Origin of the sequence: Roseovarius sp. (assembly GCF_040219995.1) — a bacterium.
Classification (GTDB): domain Bacteria; phylum Pseudomonadota; class Alphaproteobacteria; order Rhodobacterales; family Rhodobacteraceae; genus Roseovarius.
The window spans coordinates 41,826-68,478 of sequence record NZ_JAVJUC010000034.1; the positions used below are offsets into that span (position 1 = coordinate 41,826).

Below are 26,653 nucleotides of genomic sequence, written 5' to 3' on the forward strand. Positions count from 1 at the left end.
TCTTGGGTCTGATGTGACATTCGATTTACCTTCACAAGGGTTTGACGGTGCGTCCTGGCAAGAGCGGAGACAGACCGTCATGCAGAGAGATATTCGGCTGCCAGCCGGTGGCCAGAGTTATTTCCGTATTGTCGCACACCCAGTCGGGGTGACGAAGCTCGTTGATCTTGCCGGGCGTCATCATCGGCAGGTAACCAAAGACGCGCGCGGCCAGCAGGTTTACCGCTGCAACGGATCTCAGAACGCCTTCGGGGAGCCTCAGATGCCAGCCGCGACCCCGACCTGCCACGCTCTCGACGATCGTCGCAATCTCCTCCCAGCTGTATCCTGCATCGTGACCATCGTGGAGTTCATAAGTACCCTGCGCCTGGCTGTCCAGAAGTTTGACCGCGGCGTTCGCCAGGTCATTGACGTGCAAGAGCGAGGCCCGCGCACCATCGACCCCTGGCATCGGCACAAGGCCCCGCGCCATCAGTTTCAAGAGCGGCAAAAGCTCTTTGTCACCCGGTCCGTAGATCGCCGGGGGGCGAAGAACGGCGCAGCGCAGCGCGCTGCCTTCAGCAACCTGTGCCAGCATCGCCTCGCCCGCCCGCTTGCTCGCCGCATAGGGGGACAGTCTAGGCTCACGCGCGGCCAATGACGAGACCAGGACAAAGCGCGCGACGGATGTACTTTCCATCGCCACACGGGCAACGCGCGCCACGCCCTCGGCGTTGACGGGCATGAAATCTGCATCATCGCGGCCACGTACACGCCCGGCGACATGGATGATCGAACAGGCCCCATCCATTAGCTGCCCAAGCGCCGCCGCGTCAGACAGCCCCCCGGTCACGGTCACCAGATCAGGGTGACTGATTGCCAGAGCTTGCCTGTGCACCAGCGCCCTGACAGGCCGCCCGCACGCAAGCAGGTGTGCGACAAGCGCCTGCCCGACAAAGCCTGACGCACCGGTCACGGCAACGGCTGTGCTCATGCGATATTACGGATCGGTGCCCTGTCGTGATCAACCGGTGCAGTGTCGAGGGCCTCGGGTTTGACATCCGCGCCCGCTACACGCCGCCGCCCAAGGAAATCGAGCCGCGCCCGTGCCCGTGCCAGCTTGCCCGACGAGGTGCGCGGTAAGGTGCGGGTGGGTACCAGTTCGATGATGCAGTCGATTCCGTACTCCGAGCGCACCAGCGACGCGATGGTCTTGACCAAACGCGCGCGCTTGATCTCGTCACGCTCGCGGCATTGCACCACCAGAACAGCGGTCTCCTGCTGATCCTTTTCCGACGGCACCGAGAAGGCGGCTGCATCGGTGTAGTTCACACCGGGCTGCGTCTTGGCGATATATTCCAGATCCTCGGGCCAGATGTTGCGGCCATGAATGATGATCATGTCCTTCTTGCGCCCGGTCACGAACAGACGGCCATCGGACATGTACCCGATATCACCGGTGTTGAGCCAACCATCCTCGCTCAGGGTCTCGCGCGTCATCGCCTCTTCGCGGAAGTAGCGGCTCATCACGCTGGGGCCGCGCAGGTGAACAACACCGGCATGCCGCTCTGGCAGGTCGTTGCCATCCTCGTCCCGGATCGCGATATCGAAGCTGGGCAGCAAGGCACCGCAATCGACATAACGCGCGACGCGGCGCTTTTCCTTCAGAGCCGCTTCGGGATTGAGAGGCTCTGCCACATTCTCATGCTGCATGTTCTCTGCGTCGACATAGTCGATCTTGAGTTCCTCATCCAACCCGGCAAAGCTGATACCAAGCGAGCATTCGGCCATCCCGTAGCACGGCAGGAACGCGGTCGACTTGAACCCGGCGGGCGCGAGCGCCTCGGCAAACCGTTGCAGCGGTTCGGGGTTAATCATCTCGGCCCCGACACAGGCTACACGCAGCGCGCTCAGGTCCCACTTCTCGGCATCGGTCGGCCGCACACGCATTGCCGCCAAATCATAGCCGAAGGGCGGGCCGGAGGTAATCGTGGTGCGGTTGGTCGACATCATTTCCAGCCACTTGCGCGGCCGCATCGCGAAATCCTGAGTGCCAAGGAAATCCACCGACCGTTGCGTCGCCATCGGCATCATGATGAAGGCGACAAGCCCCATGTCATGGTAGAACGGCAGCCACGAACCGAACCGATCCTCGGGTGTCATTTTCAGCCCGTGGGTCGCCATGTCCTGAATGTTCGCCAACACGGTGGCCTGATCAATCACGACACCACGCGGGAAACGGGTGCTGCCCGATGTGTACTGGATGTAGGCGATGCTGTCGGGGGCAATCTCTGGCAGATCCTGCGCGGCAGAGACCAGTTGATCGTAATCCTCTGGCGTGCCGACAAAGGTCAGGTCGACGTCGGCTGTTGCTTCTTCGAGGAAAGGCATCCATTCTGCCGGGGCCATCGCCACCGCGGCACCGCAATTTTCGATCAGGCCGCGCAGTTGTGCAACATAGCCCGCGTGGCCACCGATATGCATCGTGGCAGGCAGCGGCACGGGGACCAACCCGGCATATTGGCAAGCCCAGAAGAACCGCACGAAATGCGGCGAGGTTTCCGCCACCAGCGCGACCCGTGCACCGGGCTCAAGGCCTAGTCCCAACAAGCGACGCGCAAGCGCGATGGCGTCTTGCTGAAGCTCGGCATAGGTCGAACTGGCATAGACTTCGCCCCGGGCGTTGTAGAAGTTGACGCCGGTTGTCCCCTGCGCGGCATAGTCGAGTGCCTCTTTCAGAGTCGGGAAGTCTGCCCGTCGCAAAGCGAGGGCGTGCGAACTGCCTGTCGCCTGCATCTCAATTATCCTTGTTTCGCTTCCGAATATCTTCGGTTTTCACGTCTTGATACCAAGTGTATCGCATGTGGCGTTCTACTGGCACAAGCTGAGGTTTCCGGTCAAGTCTGGGCCAACGGGCTCTATCGGGCCCGGCGCGTCACGAAAAAGCCGCGAAACCGGCACGCAGCACGCGATCGGCCACGGCGCCGCACCTTCGGTCGCTGATCCGTTTTCTGAGCAGGCTCATGCGGATACCATGATCCAGATCCTGAAACGCAAAATGATCCCCCATGCCCCGCCGGATCGCGCCTCGTCCCACAGGATGCGGCAACATCAGCGCACTCCCTCCAAACGCGTACTTCCGGCGGCATGGTAAACCTCGAAAAACCATATATTACAGGTGTTTAATCAAAGATAACAAGCGCTCTCCCAAGACCACCACAGGGCGGGCCAGCCCATAATGTTGCCATTGTCCATCAGACCCTGCGCCACCGCCGTCAAAGCCGTGCTCGGTTGCGATGGAAACACCCATGGTGGGCCACAACGGCACCGGGCGGGACAACACCCGACAGACCCGCCCGACACCCCGCCTCGCGCGCCTTGGGCGCATGCCTGAACGCGCCGATGTTGCCGCCAAAAGACATCGGCAACATCTTGCATTTTTTGTAACAAATGGTTTCCAACCCGTAACATAATCACAAGCGTGCGCGGCACACTCACCATATCTTACAGAATGTTATCGAAAATTCGGGAGGTTCCGGGCGGGCTAACGCCCGGACACCATCCATTCCAACTGCAACGTCGGACCTGCACCGACCTCAGCACGTTACAATCAGAGCGTCAGGATCGTCGATCCGGTAGTCTGCCGCCCTTCGAGCGCGCGATGCGCCTCGGTGATCTCCTCGAGCGGAAAGGTCTGCCCGATATTGACCTTGACCGCCCCGCTCTCGACCTTGTCGAACAGGTGGCGCGCCATATCCTGACAGCGCGCATGATCGGCGAGGAAGGTGAACAGCGTGGTCCGCGTAAGTTTCAGCGAGCCCTTGGCGGCCAGCGTCAGCAGGCTCACCGGCTCCACCGGGCCCGACGCATTGCCGAAGGACATCATCATCCCAAGTGGCTTGAGACAATCGAGCGAGTGCTCGAACGTATCTTTGCCAACGCCGTCCATCACCACATCGACCCCCGCACCATCGGTCAGCGCCTTGACCTCGGCCACGAAATCCTTGTCACGATAGTTGATGCAGTCCGAGGCCCCGTTCTCGACTGCAAGCCTACATTTCTCATCCGTTCCCGCCGTACCGATCAACCTGATCCCCTCAGAGCGCGCCCACTGACAGGCCAGAAGGCCCACGCCCCCTGCGGCGGCATGAAAGAGCACGGTCTGCCCCGTCTCCAGCGGCCAGACCCGGTGAAAGAGATATTCAACCGTCATCCCCTGCAACATGATCGAAGCCGCGTCCTCGAACGAAATGCCACCAGGCAGCGGGCAGACCTGTGCAGCGGGCATGACGCGCGCCTCGCAATATGCCCCCGGCGGGGTCGCGGCATAAGCAGCCCGGTCGCCTTCCTTGAGATGGGTGACACCCTCGCCCACGGCCTCGACGACACCCGCGGCCTCCATGCCCAGCGCATGCGGCAGGGTAAGCGGATAAAGACCGGTCCGTTGATAGACATCGATGAAATTCAGACCGCAGGCTTTGTGCCGAATGCGGATTTCGCCCGGTCCCGGTTCACCTACCTCGCGGTCGACGAGTTTCAGTGTCTCGGGGCCGCCTGCCTCTTCGATAATAACCGTGCGCGCCATGTCGTCAGTCCTCCCGTTCCTGTCGCTGCGTTCTTGTCCGGGAGATAAGTTTACTTTCCTCCGAAAGGCAATGGCAGAGCGACCGGCGATACTCTGACAGGACGGCCGACCATGTCTAAGGCCGACTGTACAACGGCCTAGTGCCGACGCAGTTTCCGGATCGCGTCAAGTTCAGCACTGCTGACGCCGGTGGATTGCGCGATGCTGTCATGGTTCTGACCAAGCCGCGCCATGTCCACCGCCTGTTCGATCATCCGGTCGCTGACCAGCCAGTCGAAATCCCGGCGCATCTCGTCCATGCGATCCGACAGGGTGCCAAGGGACGCGTCTTCGCTCAGGCCAAGTTTCGTGCCGAGTTTGTGCGCGATAATGTCCAGATCGGCCTCGTTCGGGCGAAGTGCACGCCGGTTCAGTGCTCCTAGTGTACGCCCCTGGCGCAGTGACAGTGCAATCAGGGCCGCCAGCGCGGCACAGCAGGCTGCGGCGAGACCAAACAGCGCGAATTCGATATATGTCATGAAGAGGCCCTTGGCTTAGCGCATCAAGGCGCTGTAGTCCTGAAAGATGCTGTCGGTGATGCGCTGCGCATCGACCGGGTACTGGCCATCGGCGACCGCCTGCCTGATCCGCGACACGCGCGCGGCGTCAAAGGGCGGCCCGGCATCGGCCATCCGCTCGGCCATCTTCACCGAGGCGGCATCGCTGAGGCGGACCTGATCAACGGCACTGACCGGCTGACCGGGCTGAGCCCGCGCAGGCGTGCCTGCGGTGCCATCGGTCTGCACCGTCTGGGGTCGCAGCTTGGCGACATTGGATGAATTGATCGGATCGACCATGTGACTTCTCCGGTTTTGCGCCGACGGGCGGCGTGGTTATATGCTCAAACGGCCCCTGCTCAGCGCATGTTAGGGCGCACCGTCACTTTATTCGGTCCGGTCACGATCACATGGACAAGCTGACCGCTGCGCGCGTTGGTGACCCGGATGGCCTGACCCAACTGACCGGGTTCGAGCGCGACACCGCTGGTCTGGATAAGGATCGGTCCCGCACCGCTCGCGATGGTCACCGGCGCGCCCTTCTCGACCTGCCAGTCATGCTCCAGATGCCGCCCGAGAAGCGCCTGCCCGGCCCCCAGATTGACCCGCAGACTGCGCCCGATGGCGCTCTCGGGCAGGGCGATCAGGTCGCCTTGCCCTGCGGCGGCAATATCCACCTGCTCCAGATGCGCGGGATTGAGAACCGTGCCACGCGGCAGGCTCTCGGTCAGGACCAGCGCCGGGGTCTTGGCACTGTCGGCACCGCCGCCGCCGATGCGCGGCGCGGCCTGCCCGTCCCGTATCCGGATCACGCGGTGCCAGCCCGCCGCGTCACACGCAACCCGCACCGCCTGCCAGCCCCCGGCATGAGGGCGAACGGTCGGCGCGCTCGGGCAGGGGGGATATCCGCGATGGGAGGAAATCACCGCATGCCCCCCCTGCCCGGCCGCCCGTAGCGCCTGCTCGACAAGCGCCTGCACGCGGTCACCGTCGATCTGTGCGGCACCCACAGGCACCGCACAGCACATCAAAAGCGCCGCGATCCGGATCACAGTCCGGCCTCCAGAAAATACACCCGCAGCCCGTCAAAGCTCTGCGCAGCGCGCGTCGGGTCAAGTGGGCGCAGCGTGACATCCGCCTGACCCAACTCGACCACCTCCAGAAGGCCGAACCGGTCATTCGGATCATCAACGAAGGCAAGGCTTGCCCGGGTCAGCCCGTGACGCCGCCCCAGCGGCACGCTCAACGCCTCGCCGCGCCGCACGATCCGCCCCTGTGCCGGCTCACAGGCCAGCCCGTCGAGCATGGCGCGCAGATCGTCCATCAAGCCGCCGGTCAGCTCGACCTCGGCGCGGCTCCGGTTCTGCCCCGAGACAAGGCCGACCACACCGCCCGTGGGCTGCACCGTCTCGCGCCGGAAACTGCGCGCGATCTCTCGGCCATCGGGGCCGCGCAGCATGACGGTCAGCGTCAGGCGCAACTGCCTGCCCTCCCGCTCCACCGTGACCGACGGGCGCAGCCGGTGATCGCCCGCCGCAGGCGTCGCCTGCCCGCGCGTCAGCGCCGCGTAATCGAGCGTCGCGGCAACCACACCCGGCGTTGCCGGGGCCAGGCTGTCGAGATCGGCATCGGGGTGGCGGCGCAGCGTATCGACCAGATCATGCGCCACGCGCTGCGCCAGCGGCTCGGCCCAGGCGGCCACATCGGGCGCGACCCGCACCAGTGGCGGTGTCGCGCTGATCGTCAGGCGGCGTCGCGCGGCACAGGCCCCGGCGGGCATCGGTCCGACCTGCGCGGCAACCCGCACACGCCATTGGCCGTCCACCAGTTCAGCGGACAGAACGCGATGCGACAGCACCCGCCCCGTCGGCCGCAGGATCGACAGGTCAGCGGTGACCCGGCCCTTGTCCATGACGGTATGCCCGCGCAGGCTGGCCCCGCCCGCCAAGGCCGCCGAGACCAAAGCCTCGCCAATCGCCCGCCGCCGCGCCGCATCGCGGTCAGCAATCGAGGCGACATGCGCAAAGCCCTGCGCCTCGATCCACAACGTCGCCCCGCCCGCCGCAACCGGCACCGGGCCAAGCGCCAGCATCAACAGGATGGCACGCCAAAGCATCGCTCAGCCGCCCTGCCGTGCTGCGCGCAGGATATAGGCGACCGTATCAGGGTCGAGTGCGAGCACCACCTCAAAGGAATCGCTCCCCTTGGGCGTGATCCGCAAGGTCCGCGCGCCGCGAATTTCACCCTCGACCAGACCGCGCACACTGTCGCTGCGCAGAACCTGATCGCGCAGCACCGTCTCAGAATTGATCCGGATGCCGTGGATCTGCTCGGTCAGGTCGCGCAGCGCCTCCATCCGGGCGGCGCGAATGGCCATCAGCCGCTTTTCATTGGTCGAGGCGCCCGGCTGTTTCGACACTTGCGACAGGCCCAGCCCGGTGAACTGCACGACAGGCACCGCAGGCGCGGCGACAACCGGATCGCCGGTCAGCCCGTCCTTGAGCTTGGCCACCGCCTCGGTGCGGGGGCTGGCGTCCTCGGGCAGGGCATCGACCGCGCGCGGCGCGGACATGCAGGCCCCGAGCGGCAGGATCATCAGGAACAGGAGTGCGGAACGGCAGGCTGGCATTGGCATGGGGCCCTCTTTGCATCGGTCAGGCGTGAAAACGCGTCACGCCCTGCCCTGCAAACCCTGTGCCAGCCCAGCCATCGCGCAGGCCCGCGAATGGCACGCGGCTTGCAGGAAAATTCCGGATGAGACCCGACAAGAGGATGACAGATGGCCGCGCTCAGCCCTGCCACGAACCGGCCCCAACTGGGGGCAAGCCTGCTGCCGGTCGGCATCCTCGCGGTCGTGGCGATGATGGTGCTGCCGCTGCCGCTGGCGCTGCTCGACATCTTCTTCGTGTTCAACATCCTGCTGTCGCTCCTGGTGCTGATGGTCGCGCTCTACAGCTACCGGCCGCTTGATTTCTCCTCCTTTCCCTCGGTGCTGCTGATCGCCACGGTGCTGCGGCTTGCGCTCAACGTCGCCTCGACCCGGATCGTGCTGACCGACGGGCACGAAGGCAGCCATGCGGCGGGCAAGGTGATCGAAGCCTTTGGCAATTTCGTCATCGCGGGCAATTTCGCGGTCGGTCTGGTGGTGTTCGTGATCCTCGTGATCATCAATCTCGTGGTGATCACCAAGGGCGCGGGCCGTGTCTCGGAGGTGTCGGCGCGCTTCACCCTCGACGCCATGCCGGGCAAGCAGATGGCAATCGACGCCGATCTCAATGCCGGGCTTCTGACCCCCGAACAGGCCCGCGCCCGCCGCGCCGAGGTGGGCGAAGAGGCCGATTTCTACGGCGCGATGGACGGCGCTTCGAAATTCGTCAAGGGCGACGCCATCGCCGGTATCCTGATCCTGCTGGCCAATATCCTCGGCGGTATCGTGATCGGCACCTCGCAGCATGGCCTGTCCTTCGGGGCGGCAGCAGAGACCTATGTGCTCCTCTCCATCGGCGATGGCCTCGTGGCGCAAATCCCCTCACTGCTACTGTCCATTGCCACGGCGGTGATCGTGACCCGCGTCGCCTCAACCCAGGACATGGCCGGACACATAGGCTCGCAGATCGGGCTGCACCGGGCCTGGGTGCCTGTCGCGGCTGTGCTGGCGATCATGGGGCTGATCCCGGGCATGCCCAACCTGCTGTTCATTGTCGCGGCGGGCGCGGCGGGCGCGGTCGCGTGGGTCACCCGCAACCAGGACCCGCAGGGCACGTCTGCCAAATCGCCGGGACAGGCCCCCGCCCTGCCCGCGCCCTCCCCTGCGCGCGGCGCGCAACTCACCGGTGAGGCACCCTCGAACAAGGGCGCAATCACCGCCGAAGAGGTCACGGATTACGCGCCGATCACCATCCAGATCGGCTTTGGCCTCATTCCGCTGATCGAGGAGACATCCGGCGGCGCGCTGGTGTCGCGGATCACCGGCATAAGGCGCGATGTCTCCACCGCCATGGGCTTTGTCATTCCCGGCGTGCGCATCCGCGACGACATGGCCCTGCCCGCCAATGCCTACCGTATCCGCATTCGGCAGGCTGTGGTGGCCGAGGACATGGCCTACCCGGATCGCAAGCTTGCCCTGCCCGGCGGCGGCTCCACCCGCAAGCTGCGCGGCATCGAGGTCAAGGACCCGTCCTTCGGCATGGATGCGGTCTGGATTCAGTCGCATCAGCAACCCGAGGCCGAGGCCGACGATTACGTCGTGGTCGAGCCGGATTCGGTGATCGCCACGCATCTCAGCCAGATGCTCTATGCCCATGCCGCAGACCTGATCGGCGCGGATGACGTGCAGGGGCTTCTGGATAATCTCGAACGCTCCGCGCCCACGCTGGTGGAATCCGTCGTGCCCAAGCTGGTGCCGCTGCATGTGCTCACGGCGGTGCTGCGCGCGCTCTTGCGCGAACGCATGCCGGTCGCCGACCTGCCGCGTATCCTGGAGGATCTGGCAGGCATGTCCGGCCGCCTCACCGATCCCGGCGACATGGCCGAGATGCTGCGCCCCGCGCTCGCGCCGCAACTGCTGCAACAGATCGCACCGCTCAAGGAAAGCCTGCATCTCGTCACGATCGCCCCCGATCTCGAAGACCTGCTGAGCCGCTCGCAACACGAAAGCGCCGGGCTGATCGTCGATCAGGGGCTGACCCGTCAACTCCTCGGCCAACTCAACGACGCGCAGGAAAAACTCGCCGCACAGGGCCGTCAGGCGGTCGTGGTCGTCTCGGCGACGCTGCGCCGGGGCTTTGCCGGCTTCCTGCGCGCGCATGGCGTCGAGGCCGTGGTGATGGCGGTCTCGGAACTGCCCGACAACCGCCGCGTCGAGATTGCCGCCAGCATCGGCAAGGGCACCGCCCTGCCGCAACAAACTGATCGCTGAGGAGAGATGCGATGAGCACGATCACCGTCCGCGCCCCCGATAGCGTCACCGCGCTCGAACTCGTGCAGCGCCGGCTTGGCGACGATGCGCTGATCCTGTCGAACCTCTGGATCGACGGTCAGGTCGAGATCACCGCCAGCGACGAGATGCCAGACCCGGCAGAGCGCCCGCGCAAATCCGCCTCGGTCGATGTGCTGATCGGAGATCCCGTGCCCTCTCCGGCCAGAACAGCCGAACCCGCGCGCCTTCCGGGATTTCTCGACCCACATGCACCCAAACCCTTCGCGCGGATTCTGGAGGCCGAGAAGGCACAGCACACCACACCGCAGGCCAACCACAACATATCCCCCGCGCAGCCAGATCCAGTGATCCAGCGCGACAGACTACTCTGCGCGCCGCGCATTGTGCTCGGCGGTCCAGTGGGCGCGGGCAAATCACAGGTCGCACTGCAACTGGCGTTGATGCGGCTTTCCCGCACGCCCCAGACCAAGGTCGATTTTTTCTTCTGTGGAACAGGTTCGCACGGCGACGGGGCGTTTCTGGCACAGAAATCGCATTTGCTGGGTATGGATACACATTTCATCCCCCCCGCCGATCTGCCCGCCCCCGCGACGGGGCAGGTTCAGATCGTCGTCATCTCCGGTCGCAGCGGTGATGGCCCGGCAGCCGCAAACGTGGCCCTCTCGACCCCCGAGGCGCGCGCGGCCCTGGTGCTTCCCGCCGGTTTGCGGCGCGGACGGCTGCGCGCCTTGCGGAACCTTTGGGGGGATCAGGGCGCAACCGCGATCCTGACCGATCCGGACGCCAGCCTGCCCGGTCCCGAAGAACAGGACGACCTTACCGCCACCAGCATCCTGCCGCTGTGGGTCTCGGCACCCGAGCGTCTCGTCGACGGTCTGCGCGTGATCGAAGACGCAGAAGAGGCGGCCGCCACGCCGCAGTCCAGCACCGGAACCACCGCACAGCCCCTTATTTTCCGACGTCACACCGCAACGGAGACCCGGCCATGATCGCCCCGCAAAGCTATCAGGAACAACGTCTCAGCCCCGCACGGCTGGTCGAGGAGCAGATGCCGCTCGTGCAACGGCTGGCCTGGCATTTCCACGGGCGCGTCGGACGCTTTGTCGAGGTCGACGACCTTCTGCAGGCGGGGTATCTGGGACTGGTGGACGCCTCGCAGCGCTATTCGGTCTGCGACGGGGTCAGCTTTGCCGCCTATGCCGCAATCCGCATTCGTGGGTCGATCATCGACCACCTGCGTCGCAACTCGAACCTCTGTCGCAACACGATCAGCATGCGTCAGTCCATCGAACGAGCCCGCCGCAAGCTGTCGCAAAGCCTGGGCCGCGAGCCCGAGCCGATGGAACTGGCCGAGGCGATGGAAATGACAACCGAGAAACTTCAGGACTGGGAGAATAGGTTCCAGACCAACCAGTTGCACTCGCTCGACGAGGTCTATACCGATCACTCGATCCTGTTCAGCGACAACGCCACCACGGCCGAGGACGCGCTAGAGCAATCGCAGCTCAAGGTGCTGCTGCGCCACGCGATAGAGGATCTGCCGGAACGTAACGCGCTGGTGCTGCAACTCTACTACGTCGAGGAGTTGAACGTCTATGAAATCGCGGCGATCCTCGATGTCACCACAGGGCGGGTGTCGCAGATCAAGAAAGCGGCGATAGAACAGTTGCGCGACCTGATGCAAACCAGGCTTAATTCCTGAAACCGGTTGACGAGGCGGACGCGCGAGGATCGGTCCGTCAGCTGTCCGAGTTCCACGCATCGATCAGGTTGGTCAGGTAATCCCCGGTCGAGTTGAGCTGCGTCACGATCCGTTCCATTTCCGTGAACCGGCTCAGATAGCGCGTGCGCAATTCCTCGGCCCGGCGATCCAGCGCATCAAGCGCTGTGGACTCGACACCAATGGTATCGGTGAGCGTGCCCTCACGATCAGCCAGCGCGCCCTCGGGTGACAGCGCCTCCGACAGGTAGGATTGCAGGCTGCTGACCATGCTGGGCGCAAAGCGGATCTCGGCGCGTTCGGTGCCAGCCTCCACCGTCAAACGGATGCCACGCATCGGGCCCGAAGCCACGCTATAGACCCAATCACCATTCTCTTGCGCCTCGCCGAACACAGGCACACCGGCCAGCGTCGCTGCCCCCGTCGCCGGATCGCGCGTCAGCGTGAAGCGACCGGCCTCGCCACCGCTCACCGGCAGACCCTCGATCCCGACATTGTGTCCGGTGATGCCATCGCGCACTAGCGCATCAACCAGCCCGGGATTGCCGTTGAGAGCGATTGAGAACCGCCCCTCGTCCAATGTCAGGCTGCCGTCACGCTCGGTCAGGATTCCCAGATCGGCCAAATGCGCGCCCGAGACACCAAAGCCTTGGCCAAGGATGCTCTCGATCCGCCTCATCATCCCCTCGGCCAGCGCATCCCCAGCCAGATCGCCCGCCTCGGCATCAGGGCCAAAGCCGCGCGCGGTCAGCGTCTCCACCAGCCTGCCTGTGGCATTCACGATATCGACAAAGCTCTGCATCACCTCGAGCGCGCCCTCGGTATTGGGCGCGGCGGTCACGGTGGCCGGGGTCACGGTGATGCCGGTCAGCGTCAGGCTGACACCGGGCAATAGATCGTCGATGCGGTTGTCAGGCCGCGTCACCTCAATCCCGTTGAGGCTGAGCCGGGCATCCTGCGCCGCCTGAGCCTCGACAGCATCCGGACCGGCGCTGAAATCAAAATCGGCAAGACCAGGATCGGCCCCCGCCGCCACGCTGAACCGCAGGGCATTCCCGGCTCCGGTGTCCGAAATGACGCCGAGTGAGTAACTGCCATCACCAAGGTCAATCACCCGTGCCGACACGCCCTCAAGCGTACTGAGCGCGGTGGCCATGTCCTCTAATGTGCTGCCAGGGGCGAATGTGATGGTCTGCGCGGGCTGCGAGCCGGGGGTAAAGACCGGCGGTGCATCCCCGGACCAGCGCCCGAAATCCACCGTCAACGCGCCACTGCCCACCTCCTGCGCGGGATCGCTGTAGCCGCCAAAGCTCAGCACTTGCGCTGAGGCCAGTTGCGAGACGGCAAGACGGCTTGTCTGCAAATCCACCGCGCCGGGACCGGTGACGCTCACGCCGACCGCCGCGCTGTCGCTCTGCACAGCGTAGGGGGCGAGACCCCGCATCAGGCCAAGCGCCTCGGTCACCTGTTCGGCCTGTCCGCGCAGCCGATCATAGCCCGACAGGCGCAATTCGGCCGTGTCGATCCGCTCGGTGATCAGTGATTTGCGCGGCGCGATCTCGGCATCGGTCAGCGTCTCGGACAGTTCCGAGATGTTGAGCCCGGTGCCGCCACTGTTCAGCGAACTCAGGATGTCGGTCTGCATGCGTTGCCCTCTCTGAACATGAAAACGACGGGCCGCACGACACTGTTAGGCCCGCTACGCCTAATAGGTGATCTCGATCTCGATCCGGCGGTTCTTCTCGCGGCCCGCATCGGTGGCGTTATCAGCCACAGGCATGGATTCGCCCCGCCCGACCGCACGCAGCCGTTCAGGCGCGACAAGACCCGATCCGGACAACTCCCGCACCACCGAAGAGGCGCGGGCGGCAGCCAGCCCCCAATTGTCGCGATAGGGCGAATAAGGCGACAGCGGCACAGAATCCGTATGCCCCGTCACCTCAATGTCACTGGCCTCGCCCATGGCGGCAAAGGCGAGACGGGTCATGACGTCGCGCGCCTCCTCGGTGAGATCGGCCTCACCCGACGGAAAGGCGCCGCCCGCCCCCACCGTCACTATCACCCGGTCCTTGCGTTGTTCTACACTGACGAGCCCCTGTGAGATTTCCTGCCGCAGCGCCACGCGCAATTCGGCTTCGGCGATGGCGGCGCTGCGTTCGGCGCGCTGTGTCTCGGCCTCGGTCTGCGTGGCGCGGGCGAGATCCGGCATCGCCTCGGCCAGCCCTTCAAGCAGAACCTCCGCCGTGGATTGGCCAGTGGCCTCGGCGGCACCATCCAGTGCCTTGGCCGCCTCGCTCAATTGCTCGGGCAGTTGCTCGGCAGCGGGGGTATCAAAGGTCATCACCACCTCACCGTCGCGGGTCTCGACCTGCACCGTCCCGCCTTGCAACGCGTCGCGGATGGCCTCGGCAAGCACCTGTTGCGCCTCCTCTGCGGCCTTGTCTCCGCCGTCGCCGTTCTCGCCCTCTGCCGCGCCTTTTCCGTCATCCTCGGTCACGGGACGGTCGATCTCGGGCTGTTCGGTCTCTGTGGTGTCCTGGGTGAGTTCCTCGGTCACCGACATCTCCGGGGAAGGGCTGAACTTGAGGTCAAGCATGGTCGTGCCCTGTGGCTGCTCGAACACCGGCACCTCGCGCTGCACACCAAACGAATTCTTGAGCGACCCCGCCACCATCTTGAACTTGGGTTGGTTGAACTCCGCGAAGGACAGGATCAGCACGAAGAACGCCATCAGAAGAGTGGCGATATCGGCAAAGGTCGCCATCCATGCGGGCGCGCCCTTGGGTGGGCATTTGGGGCAGTCCTCGGCGGGTTCCTCGACCGGGACGGGCAGCGGTATGGGCTTGCGGGACATGCGCGCTTTCCTCAGGCCGCCATAAGCTTGGTCTGCAGCTTGGGCGGCATCACCGCGACCATCTGCTCCTGCACATTGCGGCCCGATTCACCGCGTGCGATATTGCGCAGCCCCGAGATGACCATCTCGCGATAGACCGCCTCGGATGCGCTGTAGCCCTCCAGCTTGGCAAGAATTGGACCAAACAGCACATTGGCCAGGAACGCGCCGTAGAGCGTCGTCAGCAGCGCCACCGCCATCGCCGGGCCGATCGCCTTTGGATCGGACATGTTGCCCAGCATCTGCACCAGCCCGATCAGCGTGCCGATCATGCCCATGGCAGGGGCGATGTCGATCCAGCCGCGAATGACCTCGTGAATTTCGTCATGGCGGGTCTTCATCGCCTTGATCTCTTCGTTCAGCTGCTTGACGAGCTTGGCCTCATCCGCACCATCAACGAGCATCTGCAGCCCCTTGGAAAAGAACGCGTCGGGCACATCCTGCCCCTCGAGCGCCATCAGCCCATTCTTGCGTGCGACGTCAGAGAGTTCGACCATCTTCGCGATGAGGTCTTCCTTGTTGGCGGCTTTGGGCATGAACACCTTGGCCATCGCACCAAAGCTGCGCAGGAAAATCGGCATCGTGCATTTGTACATGACCGCAAAGAAGGTGCCGCCAAACACAATCAGGATCGCGGGCACGTCGATGAACGGCCCGAGACCGCCCGCTGCGATCATCGACCCGACCACCATGCCGACCGCCCCGATCAGACCGATAAGTGACGCAATATCCATTGCAGGACCCCTTGCCGCCTTGTCACAGCCGACACCGTGTCGACCTCCGCAAGGGATGGGGCAAGAACCATACCAAGCCGAGGGCACCACCCAACCTAAATTAAAACCATTTTGATTCAGTATCTTGAGACGATTTTCGCCCACACCTCTAAACAAATCCGGGGATCGCCGTTGCCTTATCCAAGCGCTGGCCAGCGTCGCATTCAAACCAGGAGACCTGAAGATGACCACCATCAACACGAATATCAGCGCGATCACCGCACAGGCGAACATGACGCGCGTAAACGACGACATGAACGCCGCCATGAGCCGCCTGTCCTCGGGCCTGCGGATCAACGCCGCCAAGGACGACGCTGCTGGCATGGCCATCGCGGAAAAGATGACCTCGCAGATCACCGGCCTCAACCAGGCGGTGCGCAACGCGACCGACGGCAAGAACCTGCTCGACACGACCGAAGGCGCGCATGTCGAAGTATCGAACATGCTTCAGCGTCTGCGCGAACTCGCCGTGCAGTCCTCGAACGACACCAATACCGCGTCCGACCGCTCGAACCTCGGTGCGGAATCCAAGCAGTTGCTGACCGAGATCAACCGCGTTGCCCGTGACACCACGTTCAACGGGATGAACATCCTCGACGGCTCGTTCTCCGGCAAGCAGTTCCAGATCGGCGCGGATTCGGGCCAGGTGCTGAATGTCAGCGTCGATAGTGCCGCCGCCACTGATATCGGCGCACATACCTTCACGTCGAATGTGTCACTGGCTGCCGGTGCAGGCACCGCCGATACAGGCATCGCCGCCGCGACCACGATCAACATCACCGGCTTTGCCGGTAGTGCCGAACTGACCACCACCGCAGGCCAGTCCGCACAGGAAATGGCCGCAGCCGTCAATAATGTCAGCGCCTCGACCGGCGTGACCGCCTCTGCCGTCACCAAGGTGGAACTGTCGGGCTTTTCGGCCGCCGACACCATGACTCTCGACGTCAACGGCGTGAACATCGGCACTGTTGCGGTCTCCGACACGTCCGACCTGCGCGGCGTCGCGGTCGCGATCAACAACCAGTCGGGCCGGACCGGCGTTACCGCCGAAATGGGCAGCGACAACTCCACCATCGTCCTGACCGATGCCACGGGCGCAGACATCCTGATCGAGGATTTCACCACCGGCACAGGCGCAAGTACGATGGCCGCCACGGCGCTCAACTCCGATGGCACTGCATCGGGCGCGACCGCAGGCACCCACACCGCGACCCTCGACGACACCGACAATGACACCGCGATCAGCGGTCAGGTGGAACTGAGCTCGACCAAGCTCTTTTCGGTGGGCACCGATGTGACGACGGCGGGCACGGCATTCTTCGAGGCCGCCGCCAACACCTCCACGCTGAGTTCGGTCGCAGAAATCGACCTGACGACGCTGGATGGGGCAGCTGCCGCCCTCAAGGTGATCGACGTGGCGCTGCAAAAGGTAAGTCAGGCGCGCTCCGACCTCGGCGCCGTCTCGAACCGGCTCGACAGCACCATCTCGAACCTGACCAACATCACCGTGAACGTCGAAGCGGCGCGCTCGGGGGTGATGGATGCGGACTTCGCGAAAGAATCATCCGAGATGGCACGCTCCAAGATTCTCGCTCAAGCCAGCACCGCGATGCTCGCACAGGCCAACAAAGCGTCGGAAAACGTGCTCAGCTTGCTCCGCTAAGCGTCGAAATCCCGACAGTATCGAAAGAACCCCGGCGTTATCGTCGGGGTTTTTCTCGTTTTATCAGACAGTTGAAACAACAGGATCAGGCGTCGGATTTTCGCCCGCACCGCTGACGCATTGGCGATCTTCACCTTAACGGCAGCAGCTTTCATCATTTAAGCGAAAGTTCGGAGAAAAGTTATGAATATCCACGTTTCACAGCGCACCAGCCAGAGCCAGTCCCTCACGATGACCGGGCAGATGCAGCAGGCGATCGCCCTTCTGCAACTCTCCAATACCGATCTGCAAAGGTATATCGAGAAGGAGGCCGAGGAAAATCCCTTTATCGACGTGACCCCTGCCAATCGTACCATGCCCGCGCTGCCCTATTCGGGCGGTGGCCGCGCCGAGGGAGACGATCCCGCAAGCCGCCTCGCCGATCATCCGCTCTCGCTTTATGGCCATGTGGCGGCGCAGTTCGACCTGATGTTCTCTGATGCAAGCGAGCGCGCCATCGCCGAACGCTATCTCGAAGCGCTCGACGCCAATGGCTGGCTGAGCGAGCCTCTCGAAGAGCTGGCCTTTGCCTGCGGCCTCGACATGGACGGGGCCGAGGACATGCTGTGCCGCGTGCAACAGGTGGAACCGGCCGGGCTGTTCGCGCGCAACCTCGCGGAATGCCTCAGCCTTCAGGCCGAAGATCTGGGACTGATGACACCGATCTTTCGCCGCGTGCTGGACAACCTGCCCCGCCTCGCCGCCGCCGACCTTGTCGGGCTGGCCCGGGTGTGCGGCTGCGACATGGACGACCTGCGCAGCACGCTCAAGCAATTGCGCGGCCTCAACCCCAAGCCGGGCGCAGATTTCAGCCTTGGCGAGGTGATGGAGCGCGAGCCTGACCTGATTGTCACCCGTGGCGCAGATGGCTGGAAGGTCGATCTGAACCGCTCCACCCTGCCCGCCGTCACGGTGGACGAGGACAGCGCCACCGCGATCACCCGCGACGCCTGTGCACGCGGCTATGTCGGCGAGCGGCTTGGCGTAGCGCGCTGGCTGCGCCGCGCGGTCGAGCATCGCAACCAGACGACCCTCGCCGTCGGGGCCGAAATCGTGCGCCGCCAGACCGCCTTTCTCGAACACGGGCCGTCGCAGATCGCGCCGATGACGCTGGCGGATGTGGCGCAGGCCATCGGCGTGCATGAAAGCACCGTGAGCCGCGTCACCACGGGCATCCTGATGGTCACGCCGCAGGGCACGCTGGGGCTCAAGCGGTTTTTCAGCACCGCGCTCCAGGGCGATGCCTCGGGCGAGGGCGGTGCCTCTGCCGCCGCCGTACGCTACCGTATCCAGAAACTCGTCGCAGCAGAAAACCCGGCCAGCCCGCTCAGTGACGATGCCATCGCCCGCGCGATCAGCGATGGCGGCCCGGTTCTGGCCCGGCGCACGGTGGCGAAATATCGCGACATGCTGAACATCCCGTCCTCGTTCCAGCGCAAGCGGCGCGGCAAGCTCAACGCGATCTGAGCCGCGTCATTCGGTCTGCGGCTGCGGCCGCGCATGGACAAAGCGTAATGCCGGGGCAAGGTCCTGCATCTGACGATGCAGGCCCTTCTCGCCGCGCGCCGCGATGATCCGCCACAGGCGAAAGCCCCGCGCGCTGCGATCCGCGCGCACCAGCGACGGGGCGGCACGCCAGAAATAGAGCCAGATCACCGCCTGCACCAAGCCCCCCGCGATCCATCCCAGCGGCAGACACAGCGCCGAGAGCGCCGCCCACAGCGCCAGCGCCCCCCACAGCCGCATCTGGATCAGGTGGATCGGCACCAGCAGCGCCATCCAGGACGCGCGGCACGGCTGCACATCATAGCGCCCCCCGGCGTCCACCATCACCTCCCAATTGCGCAGCCCCTCCGCCGGGGGCGCGTTTGGGACAGGATCAGGCAAGGTGGCCCCGCGCCACCGGCCAAGCGCCGGGGTTGGGCTCAGCACCTGCCAGATCTCGCCCGCGCGCCAGACGCAGAGCGCATGTTCGGCCCCATCGCGAAACCGCGCTTGCAGGGTCGCGGTCCGGCCATCAATCTCCTGCCCGTCGAGACGCAGCAGAATATCACCCGCCCGAAGGCCGAGCGCGCGACCCTGCGGGTTGACGCTGTCGAGACGCAGACAGGCGGGCGCAGCATCTGGGGTCATAGCGCGCATTCAGGGAAACGAAAACGGATTGGGTTCAGGCCGCGGCGCGGGGCGCGCACGGCGCACCGGGGCCGGTTTGCTCGGTGTCGCCGCCACGGCTTCGGTCTTTTGCTCGACCGGACGATCAGCCAGCATCCGGGTCAGCGCCAGTTGCAGATCGGACAGCCCAGCGGCGAAATCGGCGCGCGTCTCGGCATGGCTCGCCTGCATCCTCTCCGAGAGGCTGCGCAACATCTGTGGCGTGGTCGCCGGGCTGGCCTCATCCGGTTCAGCCTCGGTCAGCCTGGTCTGCAATTCCGTGAATTTCGCCTCGAGCACGGCCTGAACCGCCTCGAACCCTGCCGCCTGCGCCGGTTCGAGCGCGGCCAGCGTCTCGGTTACCCCGTCAAGCGCGGCAAGCTGCGCCTGAAGGTCGGCCACCGACTTGGAAAACACCGTCAGCGCCTCGGTCTGCGTGGCGGTCGCCGCGCGCATGTCCGACAGCGTGCGCAGATAAACCAGCCCGCCCAGCCCGATCGCCAGAACGGCCCCGGCGACGACCCCCATCATCACCGGTTTCATCACCTTGGCAAAGCCGTCCAGCCGGGCGGCGGCGGCCTGCGTATCGGCCGACAGGCGCGCCACGTCCTCGGCGCTGTCATTGGCGGCGGCGGCGGCCTCCAGCGCCAGTTGAATGCTGTTTTCAAGATCGGTCGGTGTCGCGCTCATCGCTGGCTCCTGTCAGGATCATGCGGCCGCAAGATCGGTTTCGCCGCATTTGGCCGTCTCCTGCATGCATCGTGCCAAGCACGGGCTAAACTCTGCCACCGCACTGCCGTTGAATGGGTATGCGCCACAGGGCAACCAGAGATCAGATCATGCAGATGCACCCCCAGATGACCGACATCCAGACCCCGAGACCCGGGGCAGACCGCCCGCGCAGCGCCAGCCATGGCCATAGCTGCCGTGCCAAGGCACCTTTCGCCCGCCTCGGGATCGGGCCGGGCACCTACGAGGTGGCCGAGATGGCCGGCGACAGCGCCCTGCTCGCCTTTCGCGTCGAGGGACAGCAGGAATGGACCGCGCTCGACCGGCCGATCTCGGATGGCTGGGTTGAAATCGCCGCAGATATCATGCTGCTGGATCCGGACGTGCTTTTCGAGTTCCTGCAAACCCACGCGCTACGCGTGACGACAGAAACTGAACCGCCCTACGAGATGGAGTTCGACACGCTCGGCGTGCGCTGGTCCGCGCGTCTGCTGGAAAACCGCGACGGCGAGGTGCGCTTCGGGGATGAGGCATGGCAACACGCCCGGCTTGGCCTTCAGGCTCCGAGAGACGGGCGCGCACGCGCAATCATGATCCTGCTTGCCACCACGCGCGACGCACGCGCACGCTTTGAGCCGCATATCAGCAACTGGGCGCGCCGCATCTCACAAGGGGTCAGCGTTCAGCCGATCCTTTAACACGTCGGTCACGAAAAAGGGGTCGAGAAGAGCCACGTCATCGCGTAACAGCCGCAGCGGCAGCACATCCCCGACGGACGTGGCTGCCTCCGAACGACCGCGAGGGCACATGCAGACTCTTCTTTCTCCCAGACCGACACCGCCGCCCGATGCCGCATTGCAGGAGGATTGGTTTTTCGGTCAAACGACGGAATCCTTTCTGGCCCAGTGGCAAAGGCGTGCGGAACAGCAGCCAAGACTTTACCTCTGGGTCTTTTCGATCTTCTGGCTGGTGTGGACACTGGCCTACATGGCGACGATGCACCGGCACGAGCCGCCGATGGTCGCCGTACACGCCGCCCCCCATATCGGCTATTCTGCCATCGTCTTCGGCGCGATCCTGTTTCCGCGTCAGAACTGGTGGCTGCCTATGGGGTTGTTCGCCGGACTTTTCGCCCTGACGCTGCCCAGCGCAGAAATGCAACCGTTCCTGCGCGACGGCACGGGCATGACACTTGGCGCGGTGACCTTCGCGCTCAACATGGCGCTTGGGCTTATCGCCGCATATCTGGCTCAACACCTTGCCCCGCGCATCGTCGCGCGGCACCCAGATGTCAGCCAGGATGTGGTGATCCTCTGTGCTCTTTTCTTGAGCGCGCCGCTTGTGGCTGTGGCGATCCACCTCTCTGAATGGCTTATCGTCGTGGCGCTCAGCGGCCAGGAGGCCGCGCTGTCGCTCTACGGCTACGGAGCGGAGTCGGCGGTGCATGTGCTGCATCGGGGCATTCGCGCGGGTATTGTGGCTGTGGTTCTTCTCGTGATCTTCATTCGCCCGCCTAAGCGACGTGAAGTGAGACTGATCGCGATCAGCCTGCCGTTCTTCGGGCTGCTTGTATTGGCCCAGACCCGGTTCGGACTGATCTTTCCCGAACTGCAACTGGCCACGGTGATGTTGGCCTATGCCGTTCTGATGCCTCCCGCGGTGACAGCTGCGGTGATCATGGGGGTTGTCTGGCCGTTCGCGTTCTGGAGCGGCATATTCGTGCAGCCGATCGACAGTGCCTCATCCGAACATGTGCTGACCGAAGCGGTATCGAGCGTGCTTATCGTGCTTCTGGCCCTGCTGATCGCCAACCGCCTGCAATCCGAAATCCGCAACCGCCAACGTGACAGCCACATGCTGCGCATGAAGCGCGTGCGCGATCTGGCGGATGTGGGGCGGTTCACGCTCGACCCGCAAGCGGGTTGGATCAGCATCGACGGTGCAGCCCAACGCCTCACCGGCGCGCCCGCGACCAGCGATCTGGACAGTTTCGCAAGCCATCTGGATGAGGACAGCCAATCAAGACTGACTGCGATTCTGATGCGGCCATCAGAGCACAATCATGCACTCACCCTGCACCGCCCCGAACGCATGCATCTTCCGGCGCTTGATCTCAGGATCAGCTTCTGGTCGGATACCGATCCGTTCGGCCATGTTCTATTTCACGGATATCTCGTCAACGTGACCGAAGAATACGCTCGCGAGGCCAAGCTGCGCTTTGCCTTGGCACAACTGACCGGACAGGGCAGTTCTAATCCGCAAGGCATTGATATCCCAGACCTATAGCACTCATCATATTGGGAAAACCTCCGCCAATCATGCGCACGCAGGCCCGACCTAGGCGGACGCATGACAGTTCTGGAAAGCCATTAACTATCTTTCGATAGTTTGCTCGCTATAGATAGAGTCGTGTCGACCAAAAACTCTGCTATCCAAATGCCGTTATATCCCTTGTTACAACCGGAAAGAGTATCTTGTGATGAAGCGCAGACTATTCATGACACTTGCAACCGCAGCCATGCTGATCGGGGCGGGGCCGCGCCTTGCGCATGCCGATGCGACGATCCTCACGGTCAATGATCTTGGCCGCGGGACCACGACACGTTTCAGCGACGGCGACCTCGCCGCCCTCACACAGCAAAGCTTCGAGACCGCGACGATCTGGACCGACGCGGTGCGCACCTTCTCTGGTCCGTCCCTGCACACGATTCTGGATGCAGCGGGTGCCGAACCGGCACGCTTGCGAATCTATGCGATCAACGACTACAACGTCGAGTTTCCCGCCGAGAAAATCACGGAAATCACCCCGATCCTTGCCAATCGCATCGACGGCGAGAGCTTCTCGGTGCGCCAGAAGGGGCCGCTTTGGGTGATCTTTCCCTTTGACCAGAACCCGGAATTCCAGAGCGAAGAGATATTCGCGCTGAGCGTCTGGCAGGTCAAGCGGATCGACGTTCTGACCGACTGACCGTGGCACAACTCTCCCCCTCCGGCACGAGCACCGACAGGGTGGTCAGCCCGACCCGGCGACTGTCCGCGCAAATCCTGCTGTTCCTGATGCTGGTGGCGAGCATCGCACTGCTGATCAACGCGCTCGCCTTCAAGCAACGGCTGGAGGCGATCCGCTCGGCCAGCAGCGACAACGGTGGCTGGGTGGTTGCGCAGTTGGAGGTGGACCACCAGGGATTGATGGGGGTTCTGGACGATGCGGCCTTTGCCGTTCGTCCATATGCCCCCCGCCCTTTGGATGCTGCGGCGCTCACCCGGATCAAACAGGAATTCGACATCTTCTACAGCCGGGTGGATATCTTTTCCTCGACCCTGCGCAGGATGCCAATCTCGGCGGAAACCAAGGCCAAGGTCGCCGATCTGAAGGCCACGCGCGAAACATTGGCAGAACGGATCGACGCCATTGCCGAACCGGATTCGACCGCCATCATGGCGTTCCGGCAGGAGGTCATTGATGTCTATCCGCTGGTCCGCGACATGACCGTCTCGGCGCTCAAGGAAATCACCGTTGAAACCGCCCGTGCCCGCGAAGAGGAAGAGCGCCTCTTCATCCGGTTCTTCGTGCAATCGCTGATCCTGCTTGGGCTGATGGGGCTCGGCACTTATCTGGTGGTCCGCCTCTGGCGCGAGCTTGAAACCCGCACCGCTGAAACCGCGCGCATTGCCGCGATGCTGTCCACTGCCTTCAACTCGACCCTGAACGCGGTGGTCGTCACCGACACCCGGTCGCGCATTCTCTACAGCAACGAAATGGCACAGCGCCTCCTCGGCTATCGGGCCGAACGCCTTTTGCACATGAAGCTGGAGGATGTTCTGGTGCTCGACAAGGAGCCTCCTGACAGAGAAAAAGTCACGGTCGGTCCCACTGGGCGCCTCAACCTGATCGGCAAGGGGCCGGTGACCAGCGCCTGCCGCTGCGCCGACGGGCGTGCGCTGCCGGTCGAGGTATCCTTAGTCAAGGATCAGGACATAAGCGGCCAGACCATCGTGATTGGCTTTATCCGCGACATCTCGCGGCAGGTTGCGGCCGAAACCGATCTGCGAGAGGCGCTCAGAACCGCGCAACAGGCTGCACAGGCCAAAAGCATGTTCCTCGCCACCATGAGCCACGAGATGCGCACGCCGCTGCATGGGCTGATGGCCTCGCTCGGACTGATCGAGGAATCGCGGCTGAGCCCGGCCAATCGGGCCCTACTCAAGACCGCACGCGATTGCAGCGCGCGGGCGCTTATGCAGGTCGATGACGTGCTCGAACTGACCCGGCTGGGCGAAAGCCGCGAAACACCCGAAGAATTCCGCCCTGCCAGCATTGCGGCCGACATTGTCGACGAATTGCAGCCGCTCGCCCGGAAATCCGACAACCGGATCGAGCTTGTCACCGAAGGTGCGTTCGATCTCCACCGTGTCGAGGGGCTTCCGATCGCGTTCTCGCGCGCGCTCTACAATTTGGCCGGTAACGCGGTAAAGTTCACCCGAGCCGGGCAGATCACGATCCGCATGACAATGGACGGCACCCCCCTTGACGGGCTACGCCTGCGGGTCGAGGTTGAGGATACCGGCATCGGCATATCCCCTGCAGACCAGAAACGCATTTTCGAGAATTTCGAGACCGCAGATCGCAGCGAAGTCAGCTCCACCACCGGGTCAGGGCTCGGCCTCCCGATTGCGAAGCTGGCGATTGAGCGTCAGGGCGGCAGTCTCGGTCTCGACAGTCGGCCGGGGGTTGGCAGCCGCTTTCATTTCAGCATCCCCCTGAACCTCGCACAGCAGCCCGCAAAACCCGCGCCTACGACGGCCCAGCGACCGGCGGTGCACCAGACAGAACCTGCGAAACAGGTTCTCGTGGTCGATGACAACGAGGTCAACCTCACGCTGATGGTAGAGATGGTCCGCCGCATGGGGCATCACCCCGATATGGCGCGCGACGGGCAGGAAGCGGTGGAAAAGGCGCAGGCGCGGGCCTATGACGTCATCCTGATGGATTTCTCTATGCCAGTCATGGACGGGCCAAGCGCGGCACAGGCGATCCGCATCTCAAAGGGGTCCAGTTCGCAAGCCGTGATCATCGGCGTCACCGCCCTGATCGAGACAAGCGTCGGCAGTGGCAGCGCCGCCGTGATGGACGACATCCTGACCAAGCCGGTCAGCCGTCAGCAACTTGCCGACGCCATTCACCAGACCCGGCATGCTGCGCCCTCGGACGCTGACGTCGATGCAGACATCACACCCGGCGCTCTGTCACAAACCGCAGCCGAGGCCTTTGACGAACTATGCGACATGGTCGGGCGCGACACCGGGCTGAGGCTGGCCAAGGCCACGCTTGACGATGCCGAGCACGCGATGACTGCCATCGCCTCCCGGGCGCTGTCCGATACGGAACGCGCGGATATAGTCCACAAGGCGGTGGGTTCGGCTGGCCTCATGGGGTTTCTCGATCTCTCCGAAACCCTGTCAGAGGCCGAAACGATGTTGCGCGCCGGACGCGACCCGGCTGGCACCGATGTGGCCGAAACCGGCGGCGCATTGTTGCAGGGCCTGCGCGACAGCTACGGCCCTCTCCTCCGCGACCTCCTGGCAGAGGCACAGAACGAGCAGGCCTAAACCTCATGCGGCGTCAGCATTCAGGCCCAGTTTCTGCATCCGACCGATCAGCGTCGTGCGCTTGAGCCGCAGCATGTTCGCCGCGCGAGACACGCGCCCCTCGGCCAGATCAAGCGCGGATTCAATCAGCTTCACCTCAAGCCGCTCCAGCATGCCACGAAGATCGACCGTTTCGCTGTCGCGCAGCATCTGCTTTAGATCCGGCGTCTGACCTGCCAATGCGCCTTGCGCACCGCCGGGCAGATCGACCTGCGCCGGCAACAGGCCAAGCGTGGGGATGAGGGCACTCTGCACATCACGCGCGGCGATAGTGCGGTTGCGAAACAGTACCTGTGCCCGGTCGTGAAAATTGCGCAACTCACGCACGTTGCCCGGCCAGTCGTGCCGGATAAGCATTTCCTGCGCATCGGGCGTCAATTGAAGGATCTGGCCATCCCGGCTATTCTGGGTCATCGCCCGAAGGATCGCCGGAATGTCCCGGGCACGATCGCGCAACGCGGGCACCGCAAGGGCGAAGACCTCAATCCGAAACAGCAAGTCCTCACGGAAACGGTTCTGGCGCACATCCTCGTGCAGATCGCGATTGGTGGCGCTGACCAATCTGAAATCGACCGGAATCGGCGTGCCACCGCCAACGCGCTGAATCTGTCGCGTCTCCAATGCGCGCAACAGCTTGACCTGCACATTGGCTGGCATCTCACCGATCTCGTCGAGGAAAAGCGTGCCGCCCTGCGCCTGCTCGATCAGCCCGATGCGCCGCGTCTGCGCGCCGGTGAAGGCCCCTTTTTCATGACCGAAGAGTTCCGATTCCAACAGCTCATCGGGGATCGCCCCGCAATTGACCGGGATCATCGCGCCGCTGCGGTTCGACATCAGATGCAGCGCCTCTGCCACCACCTCCTTGCCCGCGCCGGTAGGTCCGGTCACGAGCACCGAAACGTCGCTGGGCGCTATGGCCATGACCGCCTGCTTGAGGCTGTGCATGACCGGCGTATCACCAACCAGAAGGGTGTCGAGCCGCAGATCCACGGGGTAT

Annotated in this window: 24 protein-coding genes; 9 read left to right on the forward strand and 15 right to left on the reverse strand. The window is 64.0% G+C overall.

Features of this window, described 5'->3' with window-relative positions:
• Window positions 1-31 precede the first annotated feature (31 nt).
• From RID11_RS14495 to RID11_RS14535, 9 genes are all read right to left on the reverse strand, one after another.
• On the reverse strand, window positions 32-973 hold the full coding sequence (locus RID11_RS14495; RefSeq protein ID WP_350140415.1) for an NAD-dependent epimerase/dehydratase family protein: 942 nt from the start codon (window positions 971-973) through the stop codon (window positions 32-34).
• On the reverse strand, window positions 970-2,775 hold the full coding sequence (locus tag RID11_RS14500; RefSeq protein WP_350140417.1) for a fatty acyl-AMP ligase: 1,806 nt from the start codon (window positions 2,773-2,775) through the stop codon (window positions 970-972). The genes RID11_RS14495 and RID11_RS14500 overlap by 4 nt, the downstream gene beginning before the upstream one ends.
• A gap of 139 nt (window positions 2,776-2,914) precedes the next feature.
• The gene (locus RID11_RS14505) at window positions 2,915-3,091 is read right to left on the reverse strand and encodes a hypothetical protein (protein ID WP_350140420.1); all 177 of its coding nucleotides are present in this window, start codon (window positions 3,089-3,091) and stop codon (window positions 2,915-2,917) included.
• A gap of 498 nt (window positions 3,092-3,589) precedes the next feature.
• Window positions 3,590-4,564: a quinone oxidoreductase family protein gene (locus tag RID11_RS14510; RefSeq protein WP_350140422.1), complete on the reverse strand. Its 975-nt coding sequence runs from the start codon at window positions 4,562-4,564 to the stop codon at window positions 3,590-3,592.
• A gap of 137 nt (window positions 4,565-4,701) precedes the next feature.
• Window positions 4,702-5,082 carry a hypothetical protein gene (locus tag RID11_RS14515; RefSeq protein WP_350140424.1) on the reverse strand — a complete coding sequence of 127 codons (381 nt, stop codon included), beginning with the start codon at window positions 5,080-5,082 and terminating at the stop codon, window positions 4,702-4,704.
• 15 nt (window positions 5,083-5,097) lie between these two features.
• Window positions 5,098-5,400, reverse strand: a complete 303-nt coding sequence (gene flgM / locus RID11_RS14520; RefSeq protein ID WP_350140425.1) for a flagellar biosynthesis anti-sigma factor FlgM — start codon at window positions 5,398-5,400, stop codon at window positions 5,098-5,100.
• A 59-nt stretch (window positions 5,401-5,459) separates the two neighbouring features.
• Window positions 5,460-6,152, reverse strand: a complete 693-nt coding sequence (gene flgA / locus RID11_RS14525; protein WP_350140427.1) for a flagellar basal body P-ring formation chaperone FlgA — start codon at window positions 6,150-6,152, stop codon at window positions 5,460-5,462.
• The gene (locus RID11_RS14530) at window positions 6,149-7,216 is read right to left on the reverse strand and encodes a flagellar assembly protein T N-terminal domain-containing protein (RefSeq protein ID WP_350140429.1); all 1,068 of its coding nucleotides are present in this window, start codon (window positions 7,214-7,216) and stop codon (window positions 6,149-6,151) included. The genes flgA and RID11_RS14530 overlap by 4 nt, the downstream gene beginning before the upstream one ends.
• Window positions 7,217-7,219: 3 nt before the next feature.
• The gene (locus tag RID11_RS14535; protein WP_350140431.1) at window positions 7,220-7,735 is read right to left on the reverse strand and encodes an LPP20 family lipoprotein; all 516 of its coding nucleotides are present in this window, start codon (window positions 7,733-7,735) and stop codon (window positions 7,220-7,222) included.
• Between the two features lie 144 nt (window positions 7,736-7,879).
• On the opposite strand from RID11_RS14535, the gene flhA reads away from it, so the two are divergent.
• From flhA to RID11_RS14550, 3 genes are read left to right on the forward strand one after another with little or no spacing between them, the layout of a single operon-like run.
• Window positions 7,880-10,018: a flagellar biosynthesis protein FlhA gene (flhA, locus tag RID11_RS14540; RefSeq protein ID WP_350140433.1), complete on the forward strand. Its 2,139-nt coding sequence runs from the start codon at window positions 7,880-7,882 to the stop codon at window positions 10,016-10,018.
• A gap of 11 nt (window positions 10,019-10,029) precedes the next feature.
• A complete protein-coding gene (locus RID11_RS14545) occupies window positions 10,030-11,028 on the forward strand; it encodes a hypothetical protein (RefSeq protein WP_350140435.1) in 999 nt (332 codons plus the stop codon).
• Window positions 11,025-11,741, forward strand: a complete 717-nt coding sequence (locus tag RID11_RS14550; protein WP_350140437.1) for a sigma-70 family RNA polymerase sigma factor — start codon at window positions 11,025-11,027, stop codon at window positions 11,739-11,741. The genes RID11_RS14545 and RID11_RS14550 overlap by 4 nt, the downstream gene beginning before the upstream one ends.
• Window positions 11,742-11,778: 37 nt before the next feature.
• Here the strand turns inward: RID11_RS14550 and fliD are convergent, their stop codons facing one another.
• From fliD to RID11_RS14565, 3 genes are read right to left on the reverse strand one after another with little or no spacing between them, the layout of a single operon-like run.
• Window positions 11,779-13,404 (reverse strand): flagellar filament capping protein FliD, encoded by a 1,626-nt coding sequence (gene fliD, locus RID11_RS14555; protein WP_350140439.1) that lies wholly within the window; start codon window positions 13,402-13,404, stop codon window positions 11,779-11,781.
• A gap of 60 nt (window positions 13,405-13,464) precedes the next feature.
• Window positions 13,465-14,613, reverse strand: a complete 1,149-nt coding sequence (locus RID11_RS14560) for an OmpA family protein (RefSeq protein ID WP_350140441.1) — start codon at window positions 14,611-14,613, stop codon at window positions 13,465-13,467.
• Between the two features lie 11 nt (window positions 14,614-14,624).
• Window positions 14,625-15,386, reverse strand: a complete 762-nt coding sequence (locus RID11_RS14565) for a motility protein A (RefSeq protein WP_350140443.1) — start codon at window positions 15,384-15,386, stop codon at window positions 14,625-14,627.
• A gap of 223 nt (window positions 15,387-15,609) precedes the next feature.
• On the opposite strand from RID11_RS14565, the gene RID11_RS14570 reads away from it, so the two are divergent.
• Entirely contained in the window at window positions 15,610-17,088 is a 1,479-nt protein-coding gene (locus RID11_RS14570; RefSeq protein ID WP_350140445.1) for a flagellin N-terminal helical domain-containing protein, read from the forward strand.
• Between the two features lie 183 nt (window positions 17,089-17,271).
• A complete protein-coding gene (rpoN, locus tag RID11_RS14575; RefSeq protein ID WP_350140446.1) occupies window positions 17,272-18,594 on the forward strand; it encodes an RNA polymerase factor sigma-54 in 1,323 nt (440 codons plus the stop codon).
• 6 nt (window positions 18,595-18,600) lie between these two features.
• Here rpoN and RID11_RS14580 read toward each other — a convergent pair whose 3' ends face one another.
• On the reverse strand, window positions 18,601-19,260 hold the full coding sequence (locus tag RID11_RS14580) for a hypothetical protein (RefSeq protein ID WP_350140448.1): 660 nt from the start codon (window positions 19,258-19,260) through the stop codon (window positions 18,601-18,603).
• Window positions 19,261-19,269: 9 nt separating this feature from the next.
• Window positions 19,270-19,968, reverse strand: a complete 699-nt coding sequence (locus tag RID11_RS14585) for a hypothetical protein (RefSeq protein ID WP_350140450.1) — start codon at window positions 19,966-19,968, stop codon at window positions 19,270-19,272.
• A 149-nt stretch (window positions 19,969-20,117) separates the two neighbouring features.
• On the opposite strand from RID11_RS14585, the gene RID11_RS14590 reads away from it, so the two are divergent.
• The 4 genes from RID11_RS14590 to RID11_RS14605 all read left to right on the forward strand — a co-directional run bounded on the left by RID11_RS14590 (window position 20,118) and on the right by RID11_RS14605 (window position 25,617).
• Window positions 20,118-20,705: a hypothetical protein gene (locus RID11_RS14590; protein ID WP_350140452.1), complete on the forward strand. Its 588-nt coding sequence runs from the start codon at window positions 20,118-20,120 to the stop codon at window positions 20,703-20,705.
• Window positions 20,706-20,814: 109 nt separating this feature from the next.
• On the forward strand, window positions 20,815-22,293 hold the full coding sequence (locus RID11_RS14595; RefSeq protein WP_350140454.1) for a hypothetical protein: 1,479 nt from the start codon (window positions 20,815-20,817) through the stop codon (window positions 22,291-22,293).
• Window positions 22,294-22,504: 211 nt separating this feature from the next.
• Window positions 22,505-22,975, forward strand: a complete 471-nt coding sequence (locus RID11_RS14600) for a putative pterin-binding protein (RefSeq protein ID WP_350140456.1) — start codon at window positions 22,505-22,507, stop codon at window positions 22,973-22,975.
• A gap of 2 nt (window positions 22,976-22,977) precedes the next feature.
• Window positions 22,978-25,617: a hybrid sensor histidine kinase/response regulator gene (locus tag RID11_RS14605; RefSeq protein ID WP_350140458.1), complete on the forward strand. Its 2,640-nt coding sequence runs from the start codon at window positions 22,978-22,980 to the stop codon at window positions 25,615-25,617.
• A 3-nt stretch (window positions 25,618-25,620) separates the two neighbouring features.
• Here the strand turns inward: RID11_RS14605 and RID11_RS14610 are convergent, their stop codons facing one another.
• The gene (locus RID11_RS14610; RefSeq protein WP_350140460.1) at window positions 25,621-26,646 is read right to left on the reverse strand and encodes a sigma-54 interaction domain-containing protein; all 1,026 of its coding nucleotides are present in this window, start codon (window positions 26,644-26,646) and stop codon (window positions 25,621-25,623) included.
• Window positions 26,647-26,653: the final 7 nt, after the last annotated feature.

What these genes read in the sequence shown, in the direction of transcription:
- RID11_RS14495 (WP_350140415.1), bottom strand. Translation starts at nt 973, where the DNA reads ATGAGCACAGCCGTTGCCGTGACCGGTGCGTCAGGCTTTGTCGGGCAG.
- RID11_RS14500 (WP_350140417.1), bottom strand. Translation starts at nt 2,775, where the DNA reads ATGCAGGCGACAGGCAGTTCGCACGCCCTCGCTTTGCGACGGGCAGAC.
- RID11_RS14505 (WP_350140420.1), bottom strand. Translation starts at nt 3,091, where the DNA reads ATGTTGCCGCATCCTGTGGGACGAGGCGCGATCCGGCGGGGCATGGGG.
- RID11_RS14510 (WP_350140422.1), bottom strand. Translation starts at nt 4,564, where the DNA reads ATGGCGCGCACGGTTATTATCGAAGAGGCAGGCGGCCCCGAGACACTG.
- RID11_RS14515 (WP_350140424.1), bottom strand. Translation starts at nt 5,082, where the DNA reads ATGACATATATCGAATTCGCGCTGTTTGGTCTCGCCGCAGCCTGCTGT.
- flgM (WP_350140425.1), bottom strand. Translation starts at nt 5,400, where the DNA reads ATGGTCGATCCGATCAATTCATCCAATGTCGCCAAGCTGCGACCCCAG.
- RID11_RS14530 (WP_350140429.1), bottom strand. Translation starts at nt 7,216, where the DNA reads ATGCTTTGGCGTGCCATCCTGTTGATGCTGGCGCTTGGCCCGGTGCCG.
- RID11_RS14535 (WP_350140431.1), bottom strand. Translation starts at nt 7,735, where the DNA reads ATGCCAATGCCAGCCTGCCGTTCCGCACTCCTGTTCCTGATGATCCTG.
- flhA (WP_350140433.1), top strand. Translation starts at nt 7,880, where the DNA reads ATGGCCGCGCTCAGCCCTGCCACGAACCGGCCCCAACTGGGGGCAAGC.
- RID11_RS14545 (WP_350140435.1), top strand. Translation starts at nt 10,030, where the DNA reads ATGAGCACGATCACCGTCCGCGCCCCCGATAGCGTCACCGCGCTCGAA.
- RID11_RS14550 (WP_350140437.1), top strand. Translation starts at nt 11,025, where the DNA reads ATGATCGCCCCGCAAAGCTATCAGGAACAACGTCTCAGCCCCGCACGG.
- fliD (WP_350140439.1), bottom strand. Translation starts at nt 13,404, where the DNA reads ATGCAGACCGACATCCTGAGTTCGCTGAACAGTGGCGGCACCGGGCTC.
- RID11_RS14560 (WP_350140441.1), bottom strand. Translation starts at nt 14,613, where the DNA reads ATGTCCCGCAAGCCCATACCGCTGCCCGTCCCGGTCGAGGAACCCGCC.
- RID11_RS14565 (WP_350140443.1), bottom strand. Translation starts at nt 15,386, where the DNA reads ATGGATATTGCGTCACTTATCGGTCTGATCGGGGCGGTCGGCATGGTG.
- RID11_RS14570 (WP_350140445.1), top strand. Translation starts at nt 15,610, where the DNA reads ATGACCACCATCAACACGAATATCAGCGCGATCACCGCACAGGCGAAC.
- rpoN (WP_350140446.1), top strand. Translation starts at nt 17,272, where the DNA reads ATGAATATCCACGTTTCACAGCGCACCAGCCAGAGCCAGTCCCTCACG.
- RID11_RS14580 (WP_350140448.1), bottom strand. Translation starts at nt 19,260, where the DNA reads ATGACCCCAGATGCTGCGCCCGCCTGTCTGCGTCTCGACAGCGTCAAC.
- RID11_RS14585 (WP_350140450.1), bottom strand. Translation starts at nt 19,968, where the DNA reads ATGAGCGCGACACCGACCGATCTTGAAAACAGCATTCAACTGGCGCTG.
- RID11_RS14590 (WP_350140452.1), top strand. Translation starts at nt 20,118, where the DNA reads ATGCAGATGCACCCCCAGATGACCGACATCCAGACCCCGAGACCCGGG.
- RID11_RS14595 (WP_350140454.1), top strand. Translation starts at nt 20,815, where the DNA reads ATGCAGACTCTTCTTTCTCCCAGACCGACACCGCCGCCCGATGCCGCA.
- RID11_RS14600 (WP_350140456.1), top strand. Translation starts at nt 22,505, where the DNA reads ATGACACTTGCAACCGCAGCCATGCTGATCGGGGCGGGGCCGCGCCTT.